This is a genomic window from Burkholderia sp. Bp8984 (genome assembly GCF_003853755.1).
GTDB lineage: Bacteria > Pseudomonadota > Gammaproteobacteria > Burkholderiales > Burkholderiaceae > Burkholderia.
On record NZ_QTQN01000019.1, the window covers coordinates 53,035 to 71,437 of the forward strand.

General features: G+C 68.6%; 13 protein-coding genes. 6 read left to right on the plus strand and 7 right to left on the minus strand.

The genetic code is table 11. The features are described from left to right. Positions 1 to 104 precede the first annotated feature (104 nt). Positions 105 to 3,110 carry a phosphoenolpyruvate carboxylase gene (gene ppc, locus DID98_RS19945; protein ID WP_124571278.1) on the minus strand — a complete coding sequence of 1,002 codons (3,006 nt, stop codon included), beginning with the start codon at positions 3,108 to 3,110 and terminating at the stop codon, positions 105 to 107. Positions 3,111 to 3,327: 217 nt separating this feature from the next. Here ppc and hemC point away from each other — a divergent pair, with 217 nt between their 5' ends. From hemC to DID98_RS19960, 3 genes are read left to right on the plus strand one after another with little or no spacing between them, the layout of a single operon-like run. Beyond that, positions 3,328 to 4,314: a hydroxymethylbilane synthase gene (hemC, locus tag DID98_RS19950; protein WP_124571279.1), complete on the plus strand. Its 987-nt coding sequence runs from the start codon at positions 3,328 to 3,330 to the stop codon at positions 4,312 to 4,314. Then, on the plus strand, positions 4,314 to 6,284 hold the full coding sequence (hemDX, locus tag DID98_RS19955; RefSeq protein WP_124571280.1) for a fused uroporphyrinogen-III synthase HemD/membrane protein HemX: 1,971 nt from the start codon (positions 4,314 to 4,316) through the stop codon (positions 6,282 to 6,284). Before hemC ends, hemDX begins: the two co-directional genes overlap by 1 nt. 2 nt (positions 6,285 to 6,286) lie before the next feature. After that, positions 6,287 to 7,474 (plus strand): heme biosynthesis protein HemY, encoded by a 1,188-nt coding sequence (locus DID98_RS19960; RefSeq protein WP_124488443.1) that lies wholly within the window; start codon positions 6,287 to 6,289, stop codon positions 7,472 to 7,474. A 164-nt stretch (positions 7,475 to 7,638) separates the two neighbouring features. On the opposite strand, the gene DID98_RS19965 is transcribed toward DID98_RS19960, so the two are convergent. The 3 genes from DID98_RS19965 to DID98_RS19975 all read right to left on the minus strand — a co-directional run bounded on the left by DID98_RS19965 (position 7,639) and on the right by DID98_RS19975 (position 11,352). Continuing rightward, the gene (locus tag DID98_RS19965; RefSeq protein ID WP_124488442.1) at positions 7,639 to 8,943 is read right to left on the minus strand and encodes an MFS transporter; all 1,305 of its coding nucleotides are present in this window, start codon (positions 8,941 to 8,943) and stop codon (positions 7,639 to 7,641) included. Positions 8,944 to 9,077: 134 nt separating this feature from the next. Beyond that, on the minus strand, positions 9,078 to 9,836 hold the full coding sequence (locus DID98_RS19970) for an SDR family oxidoreductase (RefSeq protein ID WP_044847736.1): 759 nt from the start codon (positions 9,834 to 9,836) through the stop codon (positions 9,078 to 9,080). Positions 9,837 to 9,912: 76 nt separating this feature from the next. Further along, complete coding sequence (locus tag DID98_RS19975; RefSeq protein ID WP_124571281.1) at positions 9,913 to 11,352, minus strand: aldehyde dehydrogenase family protein; 1,440 nt, start codon at positions 11,350 to 11,352, stop codon at positions 9,913 to 9,915. A 371-nt stretch (positions 11,353 to 11,723) separates the two neighbouring features. Here DID98_RS19975 and ppa point away from each other — a divergent pair, with 371 nt between their 5' ends. Then, positions 11,724 to 12,251 (plus strand): inorganic diphosphatase, encoded by a 528-nt coding sequence (gene ppa / locus DID98_RS19980; RefSeq protein WP_011885693.1) that lies wholly within the window; start codon positions 11,724 to 11,726, stop codon positions 12,249 to 12,251. Between the two features lie 56 nt (positions 12,252 to 12,307). On the opposite strand, the gene DID98_RS19985 is transcribed toward ppa, so the two are convergent. After that, positions 12,308 to 13,219 (minus strand): GIY-YIG nuclease family protein, encoded by a 912-nt coding sequence (locus DID98_RS19985; protein ID WP_124571282.1) that lies wholly within the window; start codon positions 13,217 to 13,219, stop codon positions 12,308 to 12,310. A gap of 80 nt (positions 13,220 to 13,299) precedes the next feature. After that, positions 13,300 to 14,478 carry a GNAT family N-acetyltransferase gene (locus DID98_RS19990; RefSeq protein ID WP_124571283.1) on the minus strand — a complete coding sequence of 393 codons (1,179 nt, stop codon included), beginning with the start codon at positions 14,476 to 14,478 and terminating at the stop codon, positions 13,300 to 13,302. Positions 14,479 to 14,587: 109 nt separating this feature from the next. On the opposite strand from DID98_RS19990, the gene DID98_RS19995 reads away from it, so the two are divergent. Together DID98_RS19995 and DID98_RS20000 are read left to right on the plus strand one after the other, a co-directional pair. Further along, positions 14,588 to 16,354, plus strand: a complete 1,767-nt coding sequence (locus tag DID98_RS19995; RefSeq protein WP_124571284.1) for an NAD+ synthase — start codon at positions 14,588 to 14,590, stop codon at positions 16,352 to 16,354. Between the two features lie 103 nt (positions 16,355 to 16,457). Further along, a complete protein-coding gene (locus DID98_RS20000) occupies positions 16,458 to 16,796 on the plus strand; it encodes a P-II family nitrogen regulator (RefSeq protein WP_006398637.1) in 339 nt (112 codons plus the stop codon). 168 nt (positions 16,797 to 16,964) lie between these two features. Here DID98_RS20000 and DID98_RS20005 read toward each other — a convergent pair whose 3' ends face one another. Continuing rightward, positions 16,965 to 18,044, minus strand: a complete 1,080-nt coding sequence (locus tag DID98_RS20005) for a porin (RefSeq protein ID WP_044847749.1) — start codon at positions 18,042 to 18,044, stop codon at positions 16,965 to 16,967. Positions 18,045 to 18,403 lie beyond the last annotated feature (359 nt).

The window sequence follows — 18,403 nt, forward strand, 5'->3', positions numbered from 1 at the left end:
TGAAAAAAGCCGCGATACGCGTGGTCGCGTATCGCGGCTTTCGTTTTGCGGCTTTCGTTTCGCGATGACGGCGCGGCGCGGGGCAGGCCCGCACCGTGCTCGGATCAGCCCGTGTTGCGCAGGCCGGCCGCGATCCCGTTGATGGTCAGGTGAATCCCGCGGCGCAGCCGCGCGTTCGAGTCGCCCGCGCGGTGACGCTTGATCAGCTCGACCTGCAGGTGGTTCAGCGGATCGAGATACGGGAAGCGGTTCTTGATCGAGCGCGCGAGCAGCGGGTTGGTCGCGAGGCGGCCTTCGTGCCCGGTGATTTCCGCGAGCGCCTGCGACGTGCGCTCCCATTCCGCGACGATCCGCTCGAACACGTGCTTGCGCAGCTTGCGGTCGGCGACCAGCTGCGCGTAGCGCGACGCGACCGCGAGATCGGTCTTCGCGAGCACCATGTCCATGTTCGACAGCAGGTTCGCGAAGAACGGCCAGGTCTTGTTCATCTTCCTGAGCAGCGCGACGCGCTTCGTGCGCTCGGCCGCGTCCTGCGCGCCGTCGAGATACGCGCTCACCGCGCTGCCGAAGCCGTACCAGCCCGTCAGCAGCAGCCGGCACTGGCCCCACGAGAAGCCCCACGGGATCGCGCGGAGATCCTCGATCCTGCGGTTCTTCGGATCCTGCAGCTTGCGCGAGGCCGGGCGGCTGCCGATGTTCAGCTCGGCGATCTCGGTGATCGGCGTCGACGAGAAGAAGTAGTCGGTGAAGCCGGGCGTTTCATAGACGAGCGCGCGATACGACGCCATCGCGGCGTCGGACAGCGTCTGCATCGCGGCTTCGAACGCGGGCAGTTGCGCGGGCGCGTTCGATTGCGGCAGCAGCGACGCCTCGAGCGTCGCGGCGACCACCGTCTCGAGGTTGCGCCGGCCGATCTCGGGATTCGCGAACTTGCTCGCGATCACCTCGCCCTGTTCGGTCAGGCGGATCTGGCCGTTCACGGTGCCCGGCGGCTGCGACAGGATCGCCTGGTAGGTCGGGCCGCCCCCGCGGCCGACCGTGCCGCCGCGGCCGTGGAACAGGCGCAGCGTGATCTTGCGTTCGCGGAACAGGTCGACGAGCGCGAGTTCCGCGCGATACAGCTCCCAGTTCGACGTGAGGAAGCCGCCGTCCTTGTTGCTGTCCGAGTAGCCGAGCATCACTTCCTGTTCGGCGCCCTGGTGCGCGATCAGCGCGTCGATGCCCGGCAGTGCGAAGTATTCGCGCATGATGCGCGCGGCGTCGCGCAGGTCGGGAATCGTCTCGAACAGCGGAATCACCATCAGGCCGTTCTTCGCATGGTGGCCGAGCGTGCCTTCGAGCAGGCCCGTTTCCTTCTGCAGCAGCAGCACCTCGACGAGGTCGCTGACGGTTTCCGTGTGCGAGATGATGTAGTTGCGCACCGCACGCGCGCCGAATTGCGCGCGTACCTCGCGGGCTTTCTCGAACACGCCGAGCTCGCTCTGCGCGAGCGCCGAGTATTCGAGGTACTGCGAGCGCAGCGGGCGGGGATCGGCAAGCGCGGCCAGCAGCACGCGCAGCTTGTCTTCCTCGGCGAGCGCCGCGTAGTCGGCTTCGACGCCGGCGCGCGCGAACAGCTCGGCGACCACGGCTTCGTGGATGTCGGAGCTCTGGCGCAGGTCGATGCTCGCGAGATGGAAGCCGAACACTTCGGCCGCGCGCACGAGCGGCGTAAGGCGCGGTGCGGCGAGCGACGCGCCGTGATGCTCGTCGAGCGAGGCGGTCAGCACCTTCAGGTCGGCGACGAAGGCTTCGGAATCGGCGTACGGCACCGCGCGCACCGGCGGCGCGCCGCGGCCGGCGCTGCGTACCGGCACCGTGCCTTCGCCGAGCCGCACGCGCGCGCTTGCGGCGAGCCGCGTGTAGATGCCGATCAGCGCACGGCGATACGGTTCGTCGACGCGATGCGGCGACTGGTCGGGCGACGCGGCCGCGAGCGCCTTCACCGCGTCGTTCGCGCCGACCAGCAGGTTCGATACCGACAGCTCGGCGCCGAGCTTGTGCACCTGTTCCAGATAGTGTTCGAGGATCACCGCGGATTGGCGGTTGATCGCTTCTTCGAGGGTCGGGGCGGTCACGTTCGGGTTGCCGTCGCGATCGCCGCCGATCCAGCTGCCCATCTGGAAGAACGCCGGCACGCGCGCGGACAGGCCGTGCTCGGCGAGCGCGGCCTCGATGTCGCCGTACAGCGCGGGCAGTTCGTCGAGGAACGTCGCGCGGTAGTACGACAGCGCGTTCTCGATCTCGTCGCCGACCGTCAAGCGCGCGTCGCGCAGCATGCGGGTCTGCCACAGCGCGGTCACGCGCGCGCGCAGCATCGATTCGTTGTACTGGCGCTCGCGCGCGGTCAGCTCCTGGTCGCGTTCGGCGAGCAGGCGCGCGATGTCGTGCTGCGCGTCGAGGATGCTCTTGCGCTGCACTTCGGTCGGGTGCGCGGTCAGCACCGGCACGATCAGCGCATCGTCGAAGAAGCGCTGCAGCAGGCGCTTCGACGCGTTGCCGGTCGTCTTCAGCTGCTCGAGCGCGTATGCGACGGTGCCGGGCTGCGGCGCGGAGCCGGCCAGCGCGTGGATGCGGCGGCGGCGGTTGTGGTGGCGGTCTTCCGCGATGTTCGCGAGGTGCGAGAAATAGCTGAACGCGCGCACGACGCTCACCGTCTGCTCAGGCGTCAGCTTGCGCAGCTTCTTCTCCAGCGTTTGCGCGGCCTCGCTGTCGTCCTCGCGGCGAAACTTCACCGCCGTCTGGCGAATGGTCTCGACGACGTCGAACACGGTGTCGCCTTCCTGTTCACGCACCACGTCGCCGAGCAGGCGGCCGAGGTAGCGGATGTCCTCGAACAGCGGACCGTCCTTGTCCTCGCGCGTGCGGGCGCCGGGCTTCGCCGCGCCGGCCTTGCGGGCGGCCGGGGCGGCGGATTTGATCGCGCGTTTTGTCTGACGTATCGGGTCTTTCGGTTTCGTTGCCGTTTTCGCACGGCCGTTCGCGGCGGTGGCGATGGTGCCCGTCGGGGCATCGGAGGAGGGCAGGGCAGCATTGCGGCGCGCCGTACGCGCCGATCCGGAAGACTTCACGATGGGTTTCCTTGGGAAAGCTCGAGTCAAAAGGGACTGCGGGGACTGCGGAAACTACGGGAACTGCGGTCAAGCAACCAGCTACGTGCGGCACATCCGCGCATCGGTGTCGCCGCCCGCGCCGAAGCGCGGCGGGCGCAGGCTCCGGGCCCGGGCGGGCCGGGGCGTGCGTGCTACCATTGTTCGATCTTCAATCCCGTCCTTCGATGTTCCAGCAATGAATTCCGAGAATCTTGCGGCACAAGCTCCCGCGACGCTGACGATCGCTTCGCGCGAGAGCCGCCTGGCGATGTGGCAAGCCGAACATGTGCGTGATGCGCTGCGCAAATTATATCCAGCTTGTGACGTGAAAATCCTCGGGATGACGACCCGTGGCGATCAGATTCTCGATCGCACGCTGTCGAAGGTCGGCGGCAAGGGCCTGTTCGTGAAGGAGCTGGAGAATGCGCTCGCCGACGGCCGTGCCGACCTCGCCGTGCATTCGCTGAAGGACGTGCCGATGGCGCTGCCCGACGGTTTCGCGCTGACCGCGATCATGGAGCGCGAGGATCCGCGCGACGCGTTCGTGTCGAACGACTACGCGTCGCTCGACGCGCTGCCGGCCGGCGCCGTCGTCGGCACGTCGAGCCTGCGCCGCGAGGCGATGCTGCGCGCGCGCTATCCGCACCTCGACGTGCTGCCGCTGCGCGGCAACCTCGACACGCGCCTGTCGAAGCTCGATCGCGGCGATTACGCGGCGATCATCCTCGCGGCCGCGGGCCTGAAGCGTCTCGGCCTCGAAGCGCGGATCCGCGCGCTGATCGACGTCGAGGACAGCCCGCCGGCCGCCGGCCAGGGCGCGCTCGGCATCGAAATCGCCGCGCACCGCACGGACGTCGCCGGATGGCTCGCGCCGCTGCACGACCCGCAGACCGCGCTCGCGGTCGAGGCCGAGCGGATGGTGTCGCGCGCGCTCGGCGGCAGCTGCGAGGTGCCGCTTGCCGCGCACGCGGTGTGGCGCGCGGGCGAGCTGTACCTGACGGGCCGCGTGTCGACGACCGACGGCCGGCGCGTGCTGACCGCCGAGGAGTGCGGCGCGGTGATGACCGTCGCCGATGCGCTCGCGCTCGGCCGCGCGGTGTCCGACGAGCTCGAGGCGCAGGGTGCGCTCGACATCGTCAAGGCACTGCTCGCCGGCTCGCAGGCCGGCAAGGGCGACGCCTGATGGCAGGCGGCGCGCGTGCGTTCACCGCCGTCCTGACGCGCCCCGACGGCCAGTCGGCCGCGCTGGCGGCCCAACTGGCCGAGGCCGGCTGCGACGTGCTCGAATTCCCGCTGATCGACATCGCGCCGGTCGACGATCCGGCGCCGCTCGATGCCGCGTTCGCGGCGCTCGCGGACTACGCGCTCGTGATCTTCGTGTCGCCGAACGCGATCGACCGCGCACTCGCGCAGTACGGCGCGATCTGGCCGAATGCACTGCCGGTCGGCGTCGTCGGGCCCGGCAGCGTCGCGGCGCTCGAGCGCCACGGCATCGCGGCGCCCGCGCATCGCGTGATCGCGCCGCAGGCGCCCGCCGACGGCGGCGTCCCGCATTACGATTCGGAAAACCTGTTCGCGAGCATCGAGGCCGCGTTCGGCGGCGCGCAGGCGCTGGCGGGCAAGCGCGTGCTGATCGTGCGCGGCGACGGCGGGCGCGAATGGCTCGCCGAGCGGCTGCGCGAAGCCGGCGCGGACGTCACGCTGGTGGCCGCGTACCGGCGCGTCGTGCCCGAGCCGCGCGTCGGCGCCTGGGAGCGCGTGCATGCGCTGCTCGCCGGCGCGCCGCACGCGTGGCTCGTCACGAGCTCGGAGGGCGTGCGCAACCTGCACGAACTCGCGCGCACGCACCTGAACGACGCCGAGATCGAGGCGCTGAAGCACGCGCCGCTCGTGACGCCGCACCCGCGCATCGAGCAGACCGCGCGCGCACTGGGTTTTGATAGGATTACGCTGACCGGCGCGGGCGATGAGCGCATCGTCCGCGCGTTTCGAACGATGGCCGACGAGGCCGTCCAACCGGCGACAGCCGCACCGGTGACTAAACGCATGACAGATACCAACGATTCCAAAAGCGTCGCTTCCCAGCCGGCCGCTGCTTCCGCACCGCCGTCCCGTCCCGCCTATATGGCGTCCGAACCGCCTGCGCGCCGCGGCGGCAGCGCGGTGCTGTGGTTCGTCGTCGTCGTGCTCGGCTGCGCGGCGGGCGCCGGCGGCTATGCGCTGAACCGCAAGGTCGACCGGCTCGACGATTCGTTCGTCGCACGCCAGAAGGCGCTCGATGCGCAGACGGCCGAGATCCGCATGAAGACCGAGCAGGCGCTCGCGGGCACGCACCAGGTCGACACGCAGCTCGCGCAGCTCGACGGCAAGCTCGCCGACGCGCAGAGCGCGCAGCAGGCGCTGCAGCAGCAATACCAGGACCTGTCGCGCAACCGCGACGCGTGGATGCTCGAGGAAGTCGATCAGATGCTGTCGAGCGCGAGCCAGCAACTGCAGCTTACCGGCAACACGCAGCTCGCGCTGATCGCGCTGCAGAATGCCGACGCGCGCCTCGCGACGTCGCAGAGCGCGCAGGCCGTCACGGTGCGCAAGGCGCTCGCGCAGGACATCGAGAAGCTGAAGGCCGCGCCGTCGGCCGACCTAACGGGCCTCGCGATCAAGCTCGACGACGCGATCGCGAAGATCGACGCGCTGCCGCTGTCGGGCGAGGCGATGGTTCCGCACGCGTCGCCGAAGGCCGCGCCAGCCGAGGCCGCGTCGCCGGTGGCAGCCGACACGCCGCGCTGGAAGGTGTGGTGGCATGACTTCTCGGCCGGCCTCGGCGAGCAGCTGAAGGGCCTCGTGCAGGTGCGCCGGATCGACAATGCCGACGCGATGCTCGCGTCGCCCGACCAGGGCTACTTCGTGCGCGAGAACGTGAAGCTGCGCCTGCTCACGGCGCGCCTGTCGCTGCTCGCGCGCAACGACGGCGCGATGAAGGCCGACCTGCACGCCGCGCAGGCGTCGCTCGGCAAGTATTTCGACCAGGCATCGAAGGACACGCAGACCGTCGTGGATCTGCTCAAGCAGGTCGACGGTGCATCGCTGACGGTTGCGGTGCCGAACCTGAACACGAGCCTGAACGCCGTTCAGCAGTTCAAGAGCCGGGGGTAACGATGACGCTTCGAGGAATCGTCTGGCTCGCGATCCTGTTCGCGATCGCCGCGGCACTTGCCACCGTCGGCCATTTCGACGCGGGGCAGGTGCTGCTCGTCTATCCGCCGTACCGGGTCGACGTGTCGCTGAACCTGTTCGTGATCTCCATCGTCGTGCTGTTCATCGTCGTGTACGCGCTGCTGCGCATCGTGCGCAACATCTGGCGCATGCCGCAGCGGGTCGCCGCGTATCGTGCGCGTTCGCGCAACGAGAAGGCACAGGCGTCGCTGCGCGACGCGATCGCGAACCTGTATGCGGGCCGCTTCTCGCGCGCCGAGAAGGCCGCGCGCGACGCGCTCGCGGTCGATGCGAACCAGGGCGCCGCGAGTCTCGTCGGGGCCACCGCCGCGCACCGGATGCACGAGTACACGCGCCGCGACGACTGGCTGTCGAAGGTCGACGCGCCGGAATGGCAGGACGCACGGCTGCTCGCCGCGGCCGACATGCGCGCGGATGCGCGCGATGCCGACGGCGCGCTCGCCGCGCTGGCCGACCTGCAGGCGGGCGGCAAGCGCATCCATGCGCAGCAGGTCGCGCTGCGCGCGCAGCAGCAGTTGAAGAACTGGGCCGAGGTGCTGAAGCTCGCAAAGGCGCTCGAGAAACGCGAGGCGCTGCATCCGGCCGCGGCCGTGCGGCTGCGCCAGCAGGCGGCGGAGAACCTGCTGCGCGAACGCCGGCACGACCCGGACGCACTGCTCGAGGTGTGGCAGTCGCTGTCGCCGCTCGAACGCCAATCGCCGCGCCTGGCCGATCTCGCGGCCGAGCTGCTGGTGACGCTCGAGCGCCGCACCGAAGCGCGCCGCATCGTCGAGGACGCGCTCGCGCACAACTGGGATGCGCGCCTGCTGCGCCGCTATCCGGACACGGCCGGCGGCGATGCGCTGCCGCTGATCCAGAAGGCCGAAGGCTGGAGGAAGGATCACCCGGACGATGCCGACCTGCTGTTCGCGCTCGGCCGTCTCTGCCAGCAGCAGCAGCTCTGGGGCAAGGCGCAGTCGTTCCTCGAAGCCGCGCTGAAGCAGGCCGACAACGAGGCGCTGAAGGTGCGTGCGCACCGTGCGCTCGCACGCCTGTTCGAGCACCTCGGCGAAACCGACAAGGCGGCGAAGCACTACCGCGAAAGCGCGCTCGCGATCACCGTGGTCTGACGCGGCGCGCTCGCCCGCCGCGCGTAAAAAAGCCCCGAACGCCGGATGGCCTTCGGGGCTTCTCTTATGCGCTCTCGCCTCGCCGGACTGGACGCTACGCGCGGAGCCGGCGCGGCAAGTCGTCTTCGCCCGCGACGAACCGCATCGCGGCGCGCCGCGTCACGTCACTTGTCGACGAGCCGCTTCGGCACCGACAGCGCGAGCAGCCCGCCAAGCACGAGGAACCCGGCGAGCATGTACATGCCCGCGTCGTTGGCGCCCGTCGCCTGCTTGAGCCAGCCCATCATGTACGGGCTCAGGAAGCCCGCGAGGTTGCCGATCGAGTTGATCATCGCGATGCCCGCCGCGGCCGCCGCGCCGCCGAGGAACGCGGTCGGCAGGCTCCAGAACAGCGGCAGCGTCGTCAGGATGCCCATCGTCGCGAGCGTGAGGCCGAGCATCGCGAGCGCCGTCTGGTGCGCCCAGATCACCGACAGCACGAGCCCGAGCGCGCCGAACGCGGCCGGAATCGCCAGGTGCCAGCGTCGTTCGCGGCGCTTGTCAGCGCTGCGCGCGATCAGGATCATCGCGACCACCGCCGCCGCATACGGAACCGCCGACAGCAGCCCGATCATGAACGTGTCGGTCACGCCGGTCGCCTTGATGATCGTCGGCAGCCAGAAGCCGACGCCGTACAGCCCCATCACGAACGAGAAGTAGATGAGCGCCATCAGCCACACGCGCGGGCTCGCCATCACCGCGCCGAGCGGCAGGTCTTCCTTGGTCGCTTCCTCCGCGTCGACGTTGCGCGTGAGCAGCGCCTTTTCGTCGTCGGTGAGCCATTTGGCCTTCGCGATCCGGTCGTCGAGCGCGAAGAACACCAGCACGCCGGCCAGCACCGACGGGATCCCTTCGAGCAGGAACAGCCATTGCCAGCCGTGCCAGCCGCTCACGCCGTTGAACGCCTTCAGGATGAAGCCGGAGATCGGTCCGCCGATCACCCCGGACAAGGCGACTGCCGTCATGAAGAACGTCGTCATCCGGCCGCGCCGGTGCGCGGGATACCAGTAGGTGAGGTACAGGATCACGCCGGGGAAGAAGCCGGCCTCGGCGACGCCGAGCAGGAAGCGCATCACGTAGAACATCGCGGGCGTCGTGACGAACATCGTCAGGATCGAGATCACGCCCCACGTCGCCATGATGCGCGCGATCCAGACGCGTGCGCCGACCTTGTGCAGGATGATGTTGCTCGGCACTTCGAACAGGAAGTAGCCGAAGAAGAAGATCCCGGCGCCGAGCCCGTAGACGGTATCGCTGAGATTCAGGTCGCTCGCCATCTGCAGCTTCGCGAAGCCGACGTTCACGCGGTCGAGATACGCGACCACGTAGCACAGCAGCAGGAGCGGCGTGAGCCGCCAGGACACCTTGCGGTAGGTTGCTTCCTCGAATGCGCCGGACGAGCCCGGCAGCGACTGCGTCGATGTTGCCATGTTGTCTCCTGTCCTTTCTTGTGGTGGCCGGAGCCGGCGCGGCGGCGCCCGATCCGGTGTCGTGCGAAGCAATGACGATGCGTGGATGCGGCGCCGGCCGGCGCTGCCGGCGCGGCGCCATCACGGCCGTGCGGCTAGATGCAGCGCCCGCCGTCGACTTCGAGACAGACGCCGGTGATGAACTCGGCTTCGTCGGATGCGAGGTACAGGGCCGCGTTCGCGATGTCCTGCGGCGTCGAGAAGCGGCCGAGCGGAATCGTCGCGAGGAACCGGCGACGATTCTCCGGCGTGTCCTCGCAGCCCATGAACTCGGTCATCAGGCCCGTCTCGCCGAGCACCGGGTTGATGCAGTTCACGCGGATCCGGTCGGCGCCGAGCTCGGCCGCGAGCGACTTGCTCGCGGTGATCATCGCGCCCTTCGTGCTGTTGTACCAGACGAGGCCCGGGCGCGGCCGCACGCCGGCCGTCGACGCGACGTTCACGAACACGCCGCCGCCCTGCGTGCGGAAATACGGAACGAAGGTCTGCACGCTCCAGAACAGGCTCTTCATGTTGACGGCGTACACGCGGTCGAACTCGGCTTCTGTCACGTCGAGCACCGGCTTGTTGCGATGCGTGGTGCCGGCGTTGTTCACGACGATCTGCACCGAATGGAAATCGTCGAGCGCGGCTTGCAGCAGCGCGCGCCAGTCGGCGTCCTTCGACACGTCGCCCGCGACCGCGATCGCCTTGCCGCCCGCCAGCGCGATCTCGCTCGCGACGCGCTCGGCCGCCGCACCGTTCAGGTCGTTGACGACGACGTTCGCGCCTTCGCGCGCATAGGTCTTCGCGATGCCTTCGCCGAAGCCCGAACCGCCGCCCGTGACGAGGGCCGTCTTGCCGCTCAACCGCATGGTGTGTCTCCTGTGCTGGATGCGTGCTGGGTGCTGCGGGACACGGCCGGTCCGTTGCCGGCCGCGTTCGTTTGGTTCAGCCGTGCCGGATCGCGATCGTCTTCAGCGTCGTGAAACCGTACAGCGCCTCGAAGCCTTTCTCGCGGCCATGGCCCGAGTGGCCGACGCCGCCGAACGGCAACTCGACGCCGCCGCCCGCGCCGTAGTTGTTGATGAACACCTGGCCGGCACGCAGGCGGCGCGCGAGACGCAGCTGGCGTGCACCGTCGCGGGTCCAGATGCCCGCGACGAGGCCGTACGGCGTGCCGTTCGCGAGCGCGACCGCTTCGTCTTCGTCGACGAAGCGCATCGCGGCGAGCACCGGGCCGAACACTTCCTCCTGCGCGAGCCGGTGCGACGCCGGCACGTCGCGCAGCAGCGCGGGCGCCTGGTAGAAGCCGCTTTCGGGCGCGTCGGCGACGACCTGGCCGTGCCCGGCCATCGGAATGCCGTCGTGCTGCGCGTCGGACAGGAAGTCCCACACGCGCTGCTGCTGTTTCGCGTTGATCAGCGGGCCACAGTCGAGATCCGCGCGGCTCGGGCCGACCCGCAGCCCGTTGAACGCGGTGGCGAGCCGTTCGACGAGCGGCTCGTAGACCGCTCGCTCGATCAGCACGCGGCTGCCGGCCGAGCAGGTCTGCCCGCCGTTCTGCACGATCGCCGACACGAGCACGGGCAGCGCCGCGTCGAGATCGGCGTCGGCGAACACGATCTGCGGCGACTTGCCGCCGAGCTCGAGCGTGACGGGCACGTGGTTTTCGGCGGCCATCTGCGTGACCAGCTTGCCGGTCGCGGGCGAGCCGGTGAACGAGATGTGATCGATGCCGGGATGGCGCGCGAGTGCCGCGCCCGCTTCATGGCCGTAGCCGGTGACCACGTTCAGCGCACCGGCCGGCAGCCCGGCTTCGGCGGCGAGTTCGGCCACGCGCAGCACCGACAGGCACGCATCCTCGGCCGGTTTCACGACGCATGCGTTGCCGGCCGCGAGCGCCGCGCCGACGCTGCGCCCGAAGATCTGCATCGGGTAGTTCCACGGCACGATGTGGCCGGTGACGCCGTGCGCCTCGCGCACCGTCAGTACCGTGTAGCCGGCCTGATAGGGGAGGGTTTCGCCGTGCAGCTTGTCGGCGGCGCCCGCGTAGAACTCGAAGTAGCGGGCGAGCGCGGCGGCGTCGGCACGCGCCTGCTTCAGCGGCTTGCCGGTGTCGCGTGCCTCGATCGCGGCCAGTTCCTCGATATGGTCGGCGACGCGCGAGGACAGCCGCATCAGCACGCGGCCGCGCTCGGCGGCGCTGGCCGCGCCCCACGGGCCCGCGAACGCGTCGCGGGCGGCGGCGACCGCACGTTCGATGTCGGGCGCCGTGCCGCGCGCGATCGTCGCGAACGGCTGGCCGTCGGACGGGTCGACGACCGGAATCGTCTCCAGTTGCGCGGGCAACGTCCATTCGCCTGCGATGAAGTGCTTCGCTTCTTCCATGCGTGCTCCTGTCGACCCGAGTTGGCGCTTTAGCGCCTACTCGGGTCCCATGCTTCGCGGTCGACCCGGGTTGGCGCTTTAGCGCCTACTCGGGTCCCATGCTTCGCGGTCGACCCGGGTTGGCGTTTTAGCGCCTACTCGGGTCCCATGCTTCGCGGTCGACCCGAGTTGGCGCTTCAACGCTCACTCGGCTTCCATGCAACATCACCCGGGGTTCGATGGCCGGACATCCGGAACGATTATCGCGCCGATCGTCATCCGGACGCCACCGGTCGATTGGCTATAATGGCGCATTCCCTGCGGGGACGCCCGCGGCGGTGCAACGGCCGCGGCGCCCCTGTCCCGAATTCCATCGACCAACAGAGAGCGCTATGAGCTTCAATCATGTTCCGGCCGGCAAGGACCTGCCGCACGATTTCAACGTGATCATCGAGATCCCCGCGCAAAGCGATCCGGTGAAGTACGAGGCGGACAAGGAGCTGGGTCTCCTCGTCGTCGACCGCTTCATCGGTACCGGCATGCGCTATCCGGTGAACTACGGCTACATCCCGCAGACGCTGTCGGGCGACGGCGATCCGGTCGACGTGCTGGTGATCACGCCGTTCCCGCTGCTGGCCGGCTCGATCGTGCGTTCGCGCGTGCTCGGCATGCTGCAGATGACCGACGAGTCGGGCGTCGACGCGAAGCTGGTTGCGGTGCCGCACGACAAGGTCTGCCCGATGACGGCGAACCTGAAGTCGATCGACGACGTGCCCGAGTACCTGAAGGACCAGATCAAGCACTTCTTCGAGCAATACAAGGCGCTCGAGAAGGGCAAGTGGGTGAAGGTCGAAGGCTGGGCCGGCATCGACGCCGCGCACAAGGAAATCGCCGACGGCGCCGCGAACTACAAGAAGTAAGCCGGCTGGCCGGCCTCGCGGCCGGTTCGTTCGGAACGCAAACCGCGCGTGTCTCCTCAGGAGGCCGCGCGGTTTTGTTTTGTGCACGGTTTGGCGCCGGTGGTGGTGTTCTTTCGCGTGCGGGCGGGCGCGGGCTGGGAGCCGGCGTTCGGCGAGGTTTTCGTACGCTTCGCTCGCGTTGAGTCGGTTGAGCGAATTGCGCCCGTTGCGCCGCGCTCGGTGGTGGCCGGAGCAGCGGCTTCGACGGCTTCGGTTCTGGCCTTTCCGGCCGCCGACGTACCGCGGCGCCCCGGCGATGTCGAAGCGCTGCCGGCGCGTGCCTTCGCGACGGACTTGCCGCCGGCCGCCGGCGCTTTCCGTTTCGGCGTCGAGTTGACGGCAGGCTCGTCCTGCTTTGCCGCCGTGCTGCGCGACGCGGCCTTTTTTGCTTCGGCGGCGTCGCCGTTCGTCGCGCGCTTGCTGGCTGGAGCTGCCTTCGTCTTCGCACGAGCCTGCGCGCTTTGCCCGGACTTCGAGGTCTTGCCGGACCGCGATGCTTTCCCGTCACTACCGGCCTTCGCGGCTTTCTTCACGGGTCGTTCCGTTTCGGCCGCCTCCATCGTGATTTCGGCGGGCTGCGGCGCCTTCTTCACTTTCTTCCGCCGCCGCGTGCCGGCCTTCAAACCGTCCGCATCGAGTTCCCCGTCGATCGTCACCACAGCCGGCACCACCGATTCCAGCGTCCGCAATCCTGCCGCCAGTTCGCGTTTCTGCGCCGCGGTCAGCCGCTTCACCCAGTACTCGGCGCGCGACGCGATCGAGCGGTCGGGCAGCGGGAACGACGCGAGCACCGCGCGCGGCTTGCGCGAGCGCGTATAGCGCGCGCCCTTGCCGGATGCGTGCTCGTCGAAGCGCGCAGCGACGTCGGTCGTGATGCCGGTGTAGACGCTGTCGTCGGCACACTCGATCAGATACAGAAACCAGGACATGGGGATGCGGCGGGATGCGAAGCCGTCAGTGTCTCAGAATTGGCGCGTGCCGCCGCAAGCGACATGATTCGCGCCCGCCGTCACGGCCCCCGCCGGAACGGATCGTGCTCGCGCAGCTCGTCGACGTACGCGTGGATATGCTCGGTCTCGCGTTCGAGAAAGCGCGCGACCGCATCGGAGAACGCCGGGTGCGCGAGCCAGTGCGCGGAATGCGTGACGGTCGGCAGGAAGCCGCGCGCGAGCTTGTGCTCGCCCTGCGCACCGCCCTCGAACGTGTCGAGCCCGGCCTCGATACAGAATTCGAGCAACTGGTAGTAGGCCGTTTCGAAATGCAGGCAGGGCACGTGCTCGAGCGCGCCCCAGTAGCGGCCGTACAGCGTGCCGCCGCGGCCGTTCGGGCCGCGCCGGTAGACGGCGAGCGAGCTCGCGATCGGTTTGCCGTCGGCTTCGGCGATCACGAGCAGCAGGTTCTCCGGCATCGTCGCGCCGATCGCGCGGAAGAAGTCGAGATTCAGGTAGGGGCTCGAATAGTGCTCGCGATAGGTCTGCCGGTAGCAGCGCGAGAAGAAGCGCCAGTCGGCGTCGGTGATCTGAGCGCCGGCGAGCCGCCGGAACGTGACGCCGGCATCGCGCACCTTGCGACGTTCCGCGCGGATGTTCTTGCGCTTCTTCTGCTCGAGCGTGCCGAGGAAGTCGTCGAAGTCGCGGTAGCCGTCGTTGAGCCAGTGGAACTGCACGCCTTCGCGCAGCATCATCCCCATCGACTCGAGCAGCCGCGCCTCGTCGCCGGTCGGGAACAGCACGTGCAGCGACGACACGTCGCTTTGCTCGGCGAACGCGAGCAGCGTGGCCGCGAGCCGGCGGCGCGCGTCGTCGTCGGCCGCGAGCAGGCGCGTGCCCTGCACGGGCGTGAACGGCACCGCGCACAGCAGCTTCGGGTAGTAGGACAGCCCGTTGCGCTGGTACGCGTCGGCCCACGCCCAGTCGAACACGTATTCGCCGTACGAATGCTGTTTCGCATAGACGGGCGCGGCCGCCGCGAGCCGGCCGGTGCGCGCGTCGGTCAGCGTGACGAAGTGCGGCGACCAGCCGGTGTCGTCGACCGCGCAGCGCGCGACGTGCAGCGCGTCGAGGAATTCGTGGCGCAGGAACGGCGTCGGCTGCGCGTCGCGCTCGAGCAGCGCGTTCCATTCGTCGGCCGGCACCTCCGCGGGGGACGACAGGATGCCCGTGCGATAATCGATGCGTTCGTGTTTCAAGCGTGAATCCGTACAGTTGGATGCCGCCGGATGCGTGCCGCCGTGGCCCGCTTCCGAGGCGTTTTCGTCAGCCGTTCAGGGCGCGCCGCCGGGCTGCGCCGATCCCGTCATGAAGACCCGACTCGCTCTCGCCCAGATCAACGTCACCGTCGGCGATTTCGCCGGCAACGTCGCGCGGATCGTCGCGGCCGCCCGCGCCGCGCACAACGATGGTGCGCGCCTGATGATCGCGCCCGAACTCGCGCTGTCCGGCTATCCGCCGGAAGACCTGCTGCTGCGGCCCGCGTTCTACACGGCGGCGGCGGCCGCGCTCGACGCGCTCGCCGATGCGCTGCGTGCGTTCGACGGGCTCGCGGTGCTGGTCGGCCATCCGTTGCGCAGCGCGGGCGGCGATCCGTCGGGCGGCGATCCGTCGGGCGGCGATCCGTCGGGCGGCGGTCCGTCGGGCGGCGCTCCGCACGCGCCAGCCGTCGATGGTAATGCAAACCGCCCGATCGAGCGCGGCGTGCCGCCGGCCGACACCTACAACGCGGTGTCGCTGATCGTCGGCGGCGAGATCGTCGGCACCTACCGCAAGCAGGATCTGCCGAACGCCGACGTGTTCGACGAGAAGCGCTACTTCGCGACCGACACCGAGCCGCTCGTGTTCGAGCTCGACGGCGTCAGATACGGCGTGATCATCTGCGAGGACGCATGGCATGCGTCGGCCGCGCAGATCGCGAAGGCCGCCGGCGCGCAGGTGCTGCTGATCCCGAACGGTTCGCCGTACCACATGAACAAGGAAGCGCTGCGCATCGACATCCTGCGCGCGCGGATCCGCGAAACCGGGCTGCCGATGGTGTACGTGAACCTCGTCGGCGGCCAGGACGAGCTCGTGTTCGACGGCGGCTCGTTCGTGCTCGACGGCGAGGGCGCGCTCGTCGCGAAGATGCCGCAGTTCGACGAAGGGCACGCGATCGTCGAGTTCGACGGCGCGCGCCCGCTGCCGGGTGCGATCGCGCCCGAGCTGCCGGTCGACGCGCAGGTCTATCGCGCGCTCGTGACCGGCGTGCGCGACTACATCGGCAAGAACGGTTTCCCCGGCGTGCTGATCGGGCTGTCGGGCGGCGTCGATTCGGCGCTGGTGCTCGCGGTCGCCTGCGACGCGCTCGGGCCCGAGCGCGTGCGCGCGGTGATGATGCCGTCGCGCTACACGGCCGACATCTCGACCACCGACGCGGCGGAGATGGCGCGGCGCGTCGGCGTGCGCTATGACGAGATCGCGATCGCGCCGATGTTCGACGCGTTCCGCGCGGCGCTCGCGGGCGAATTCGCGGGCCGCGCGGAGGACGCGACGGAAGAGAACATCCAGGCGCGCATCCGCGGCACGCTGCTGATGGCGCTGTCGAACAAGTTCGGCTCGATCGTGCTGACGACCGGCAACAAGAGCGAGATGGCGGTCGGCTACTGCACGCTGTACGGCGACATGGCCGGCGGCTTCGCGGTGATCAAGGACATCGCGAAGACGCTGGTCTACCGGCTGTGCCGCTATCGCAACGCCACTGCGGACTACGGGCTGCGCGACGTGATCCCCGAGCGGATCCTGACGCGCGCGCCGTCGGCCGAGTTGCGCGAGAACCAGACGGACCAGGACAGCCTGCCGCCGTACGACGTGCTCGACGCGATCATGCGGATGTACATGGAGGAGGACCGGCCGCTCGCGGAGATCGTCGCGGCCGGCTATGCGGAGGCCGACGTCGCGCGCGTGACGCGGCTCATCAAGATCAACGAATACAAGCGCCGCCAGGCGCCGATCGGCATTCGCGTCACGCATCGCGCGTTCGGACGCGACTGGCGCTATCCGATCACGTCACGCTTTACCGAACGTCTCGACTGAGCCGTGCCGCGCCGTGCGCGGCCGGCCGGCTTACGGCTTACACTTACGGCTTAAAATCGGGATTGCGATTTTTCATCCAAACGAGCATTGAGGGACAACCATCATGAAACGCATCACCGCCATCATCAAGCCGTTCAAGCTGGACGAAGTCCGCGAAGCGCTCGCCGAAGTGGGCCTCACCGGCCTGACCGTGACGGAAGTGAAGGGCTTCGGCCGCCAGAAGGGGCACACCGAGCTGTATCGCGGCGCCGAATACGTGGTCGACTTCCTGCCGAAGATGAAGATCGAGGTGGTCGTCGCGGAAGCGCAGGTCGACCAGGTGATCGACGCGGTGATCGGCGCGGCGCGCACGGGCAAGATCGGCGACGGCAAGATCTTCGTGTCGGACGTCGAGCGCGTGATCCGCATCCGCACCGGCGAAGAGAACGAAGCGGCGGTCTGAGCGCCGCATCCGGCCCGTTCGGCAGATCGGGCAGATCGGGCCGCGGATCGCACGATCCCGGACCGCCAATAAAAAACGGTGCGGATACCCGGGAGGGTACCGCACCGATACGCGCCTCTCGCAGCAGCGTGGAAAGTGTTGTCGAATCGTTCTCTGGACGGCGCCTGATCAGAACAGGTGCTGGATGCCGGCGTAGACGCCGGTCTGGCTGCCGCCCGGATGCGGGTTGCCCGTCGACACGGCGGTGCCTGCACCGTTCGCGTTCAGGCCGAAGTTGGCCGTCGAGCTGTTGCGCACCGTCGCGACCTGCACGTCGAACAGCGTGCGCTTCGAGATGTTGTACGAACCGCCGACCGTGTAGATGTTCGCGTTGCCGCCGCCGTGGTTGGCGTTCACGTGGTACACGGCCGCGATCAGCGCTGCCGCCGGCGTGGCCTGCCACGTCACGCCGCCCCAGACCTGCTGGGTGCCGGTGATGCCGTTGTTGACGGCCGGGCCGCCGCTGCCGTCCGCATGCGACGACTGGTAAGCCGCCTGCAGCTTGAACTGGCCGAGGAACACGTTCAGGCCCGCGAAGTATTCACGCGAGTAGTTGAACACGTCCGAGAAGCGGCCGTTGCTATCGCGCGTTTCGTCGTAGATGCCGCGCAACTGGAACAGCGAGTTCGTGTACGTGACCTGTGCGCCGGCTGCACGACCCGGCTGGCCGGCCGTCGTGTTGCCGTTGAAGCTGGTCGAGTTCGAGAACGCGAACTGGCCGTAGAAGTCGAGGCCGTAGAACTGCGGCGACTGGTACGACACGTTGTTGCTGGTCTTGTTCCAGTTGCGGCCGCGCACGAGCGATGCCGACGACCAGCTCGACTGGCCCAGCGGATCGAAGTCCCACACGCCGTTCGCGATCGCGAGTTCGCGACCCAGCAGCAGCGTACCGTAGCGGTCGTTGGAGATGCCGACGGTCGCGAAACGATCCCAGATCGAGCCGCTGAAGCCGCCCGTCATCGTGTTGAACGCGCCTTCGAGGTGGAACAGGACCTTGTTTCCGCCGCCGATGTCCTCGCTGCCCTTCAAGCCCCACAGGCTCGTGCCCCAGTCGCCGCTTTCCGCGCGCACTTGGTGGCCGTTCTGCAGGCCGTTCAGGTACTCGAGGCCGGCATCCAGGCGACCATACAGCGTGACGCTGCTCTGCGCGTGCGCCGTAACCACCCCAGCAGCCATCAGCGCGGCCGCGACCAAAGCTTTCTTCATCATCTCCTCCATACCCTGTCAAAAAGTCAACCCAGACTGCACGAGATGCCCGGAGCAGCGAGCGCCGGGCAAAAGCGAAAAGCGGGATAACCAGGGAGACCTCGTGCAGGGCCGGTAAGCGCGGCACGCGGGCAAGCGGACGGAAAACCGTTGAGCGGTCCCGCGCGGCCGGGTCGGCTTGCGGGGTCTCCTTGTTGTGTCGTGAAGCTAAACTACATTTCACGAACTTCGTTTTGCTACTTTGGTTACTAATTTAGCAAAAATACAATTTTGTGGCGATGGAAATCGTTGTTTGACTAACACGTGTCGCCAATTTGCCATGCAACACAGTGCGCAGCGGGTGCCCAAGGGGCCGTCGATTC

Excerpts from the sequence above, each read along its gene's own strand:
- hemC (WP_124571279.1), top strand. The coding sequence starts at position 3,328 with ATGAATTCCGAGAATCTTGCGGCACAAGCTCCCGCGACGCTGACGATC.
- hemDX (WP_124571280.1), top strand. The coding sequence starts at position 4,314 with ATGGCAGGCGGCGCGCGTGCGTTCACCGCCGTCCTGACGCGCCCCGAC.
- DID98_RS19960 (WP_124488443.1), top strand. The coding sequence starts at position 6,287 with ATGACGCTTCGAGGAATCGTCTGGCTCGCGATCCTGTTCGCGATCGCC.
- DID98_RS19965 (WP_124488442.1), bottom strand. The coding sequence starts at position 8,943 with ATGGCAACATCGACGCAGTCGCTGCCGGGCTCGTCCGGCGCATTCGAG.
- DID98_RS19970 (WP_044847736.1), bottom strand. The coding sequence starts at position 9,836 with ATGCGGTTGAGCGGCAAGACGGCCCTCGTCACGGGCGGCGGTTCGGGC.
- DID98_RS19975 (WP_124571281.1), bottom strand. The coding sequence starts at position 11,352 with ATGGAAGAAGCGAAGCACTTCATCGCAGGCGAATGGACGTTGCCCGCG.
- ppa (WP_011885693.1), top strand. The coding sequence starts at position 11,724 with ATGAGCTTCAATCATGTTCCGGCCGGCAAGGACCTGCCGCACGATTTC.
- DID98_RS19985 (WP_124571282.1), bottom strand. The coding sequence starts at position 13,219 with ATGTCCTGGTTTCTGTATCTGATCGAGTGTGCCGACGACAGCGTCTAC.
- DID98_RS19995 (WP_124571284.1), top strand. The coding sequence starts at position 14,588 with ATGAAGACCCGACTCGCTCTCGCCCAGATCAACGTCACCGTCGGCGAT.
- DID98_RS20000 (WP_006398637.1), top strand. The coding sequence starts at position 16,458 with ATGAAACGCATCACCGCCATCATCAAGCCGTTCAAGCTGGACGAAGTC.
- DID98_RS20005 (WP_044847749.1), bottom strand. The coding sequence starts at position 18,044 with ATGATGAAGAAAGCTTTGGTCGCGGCCGCGCTGATGGCTGCTGGGGTG.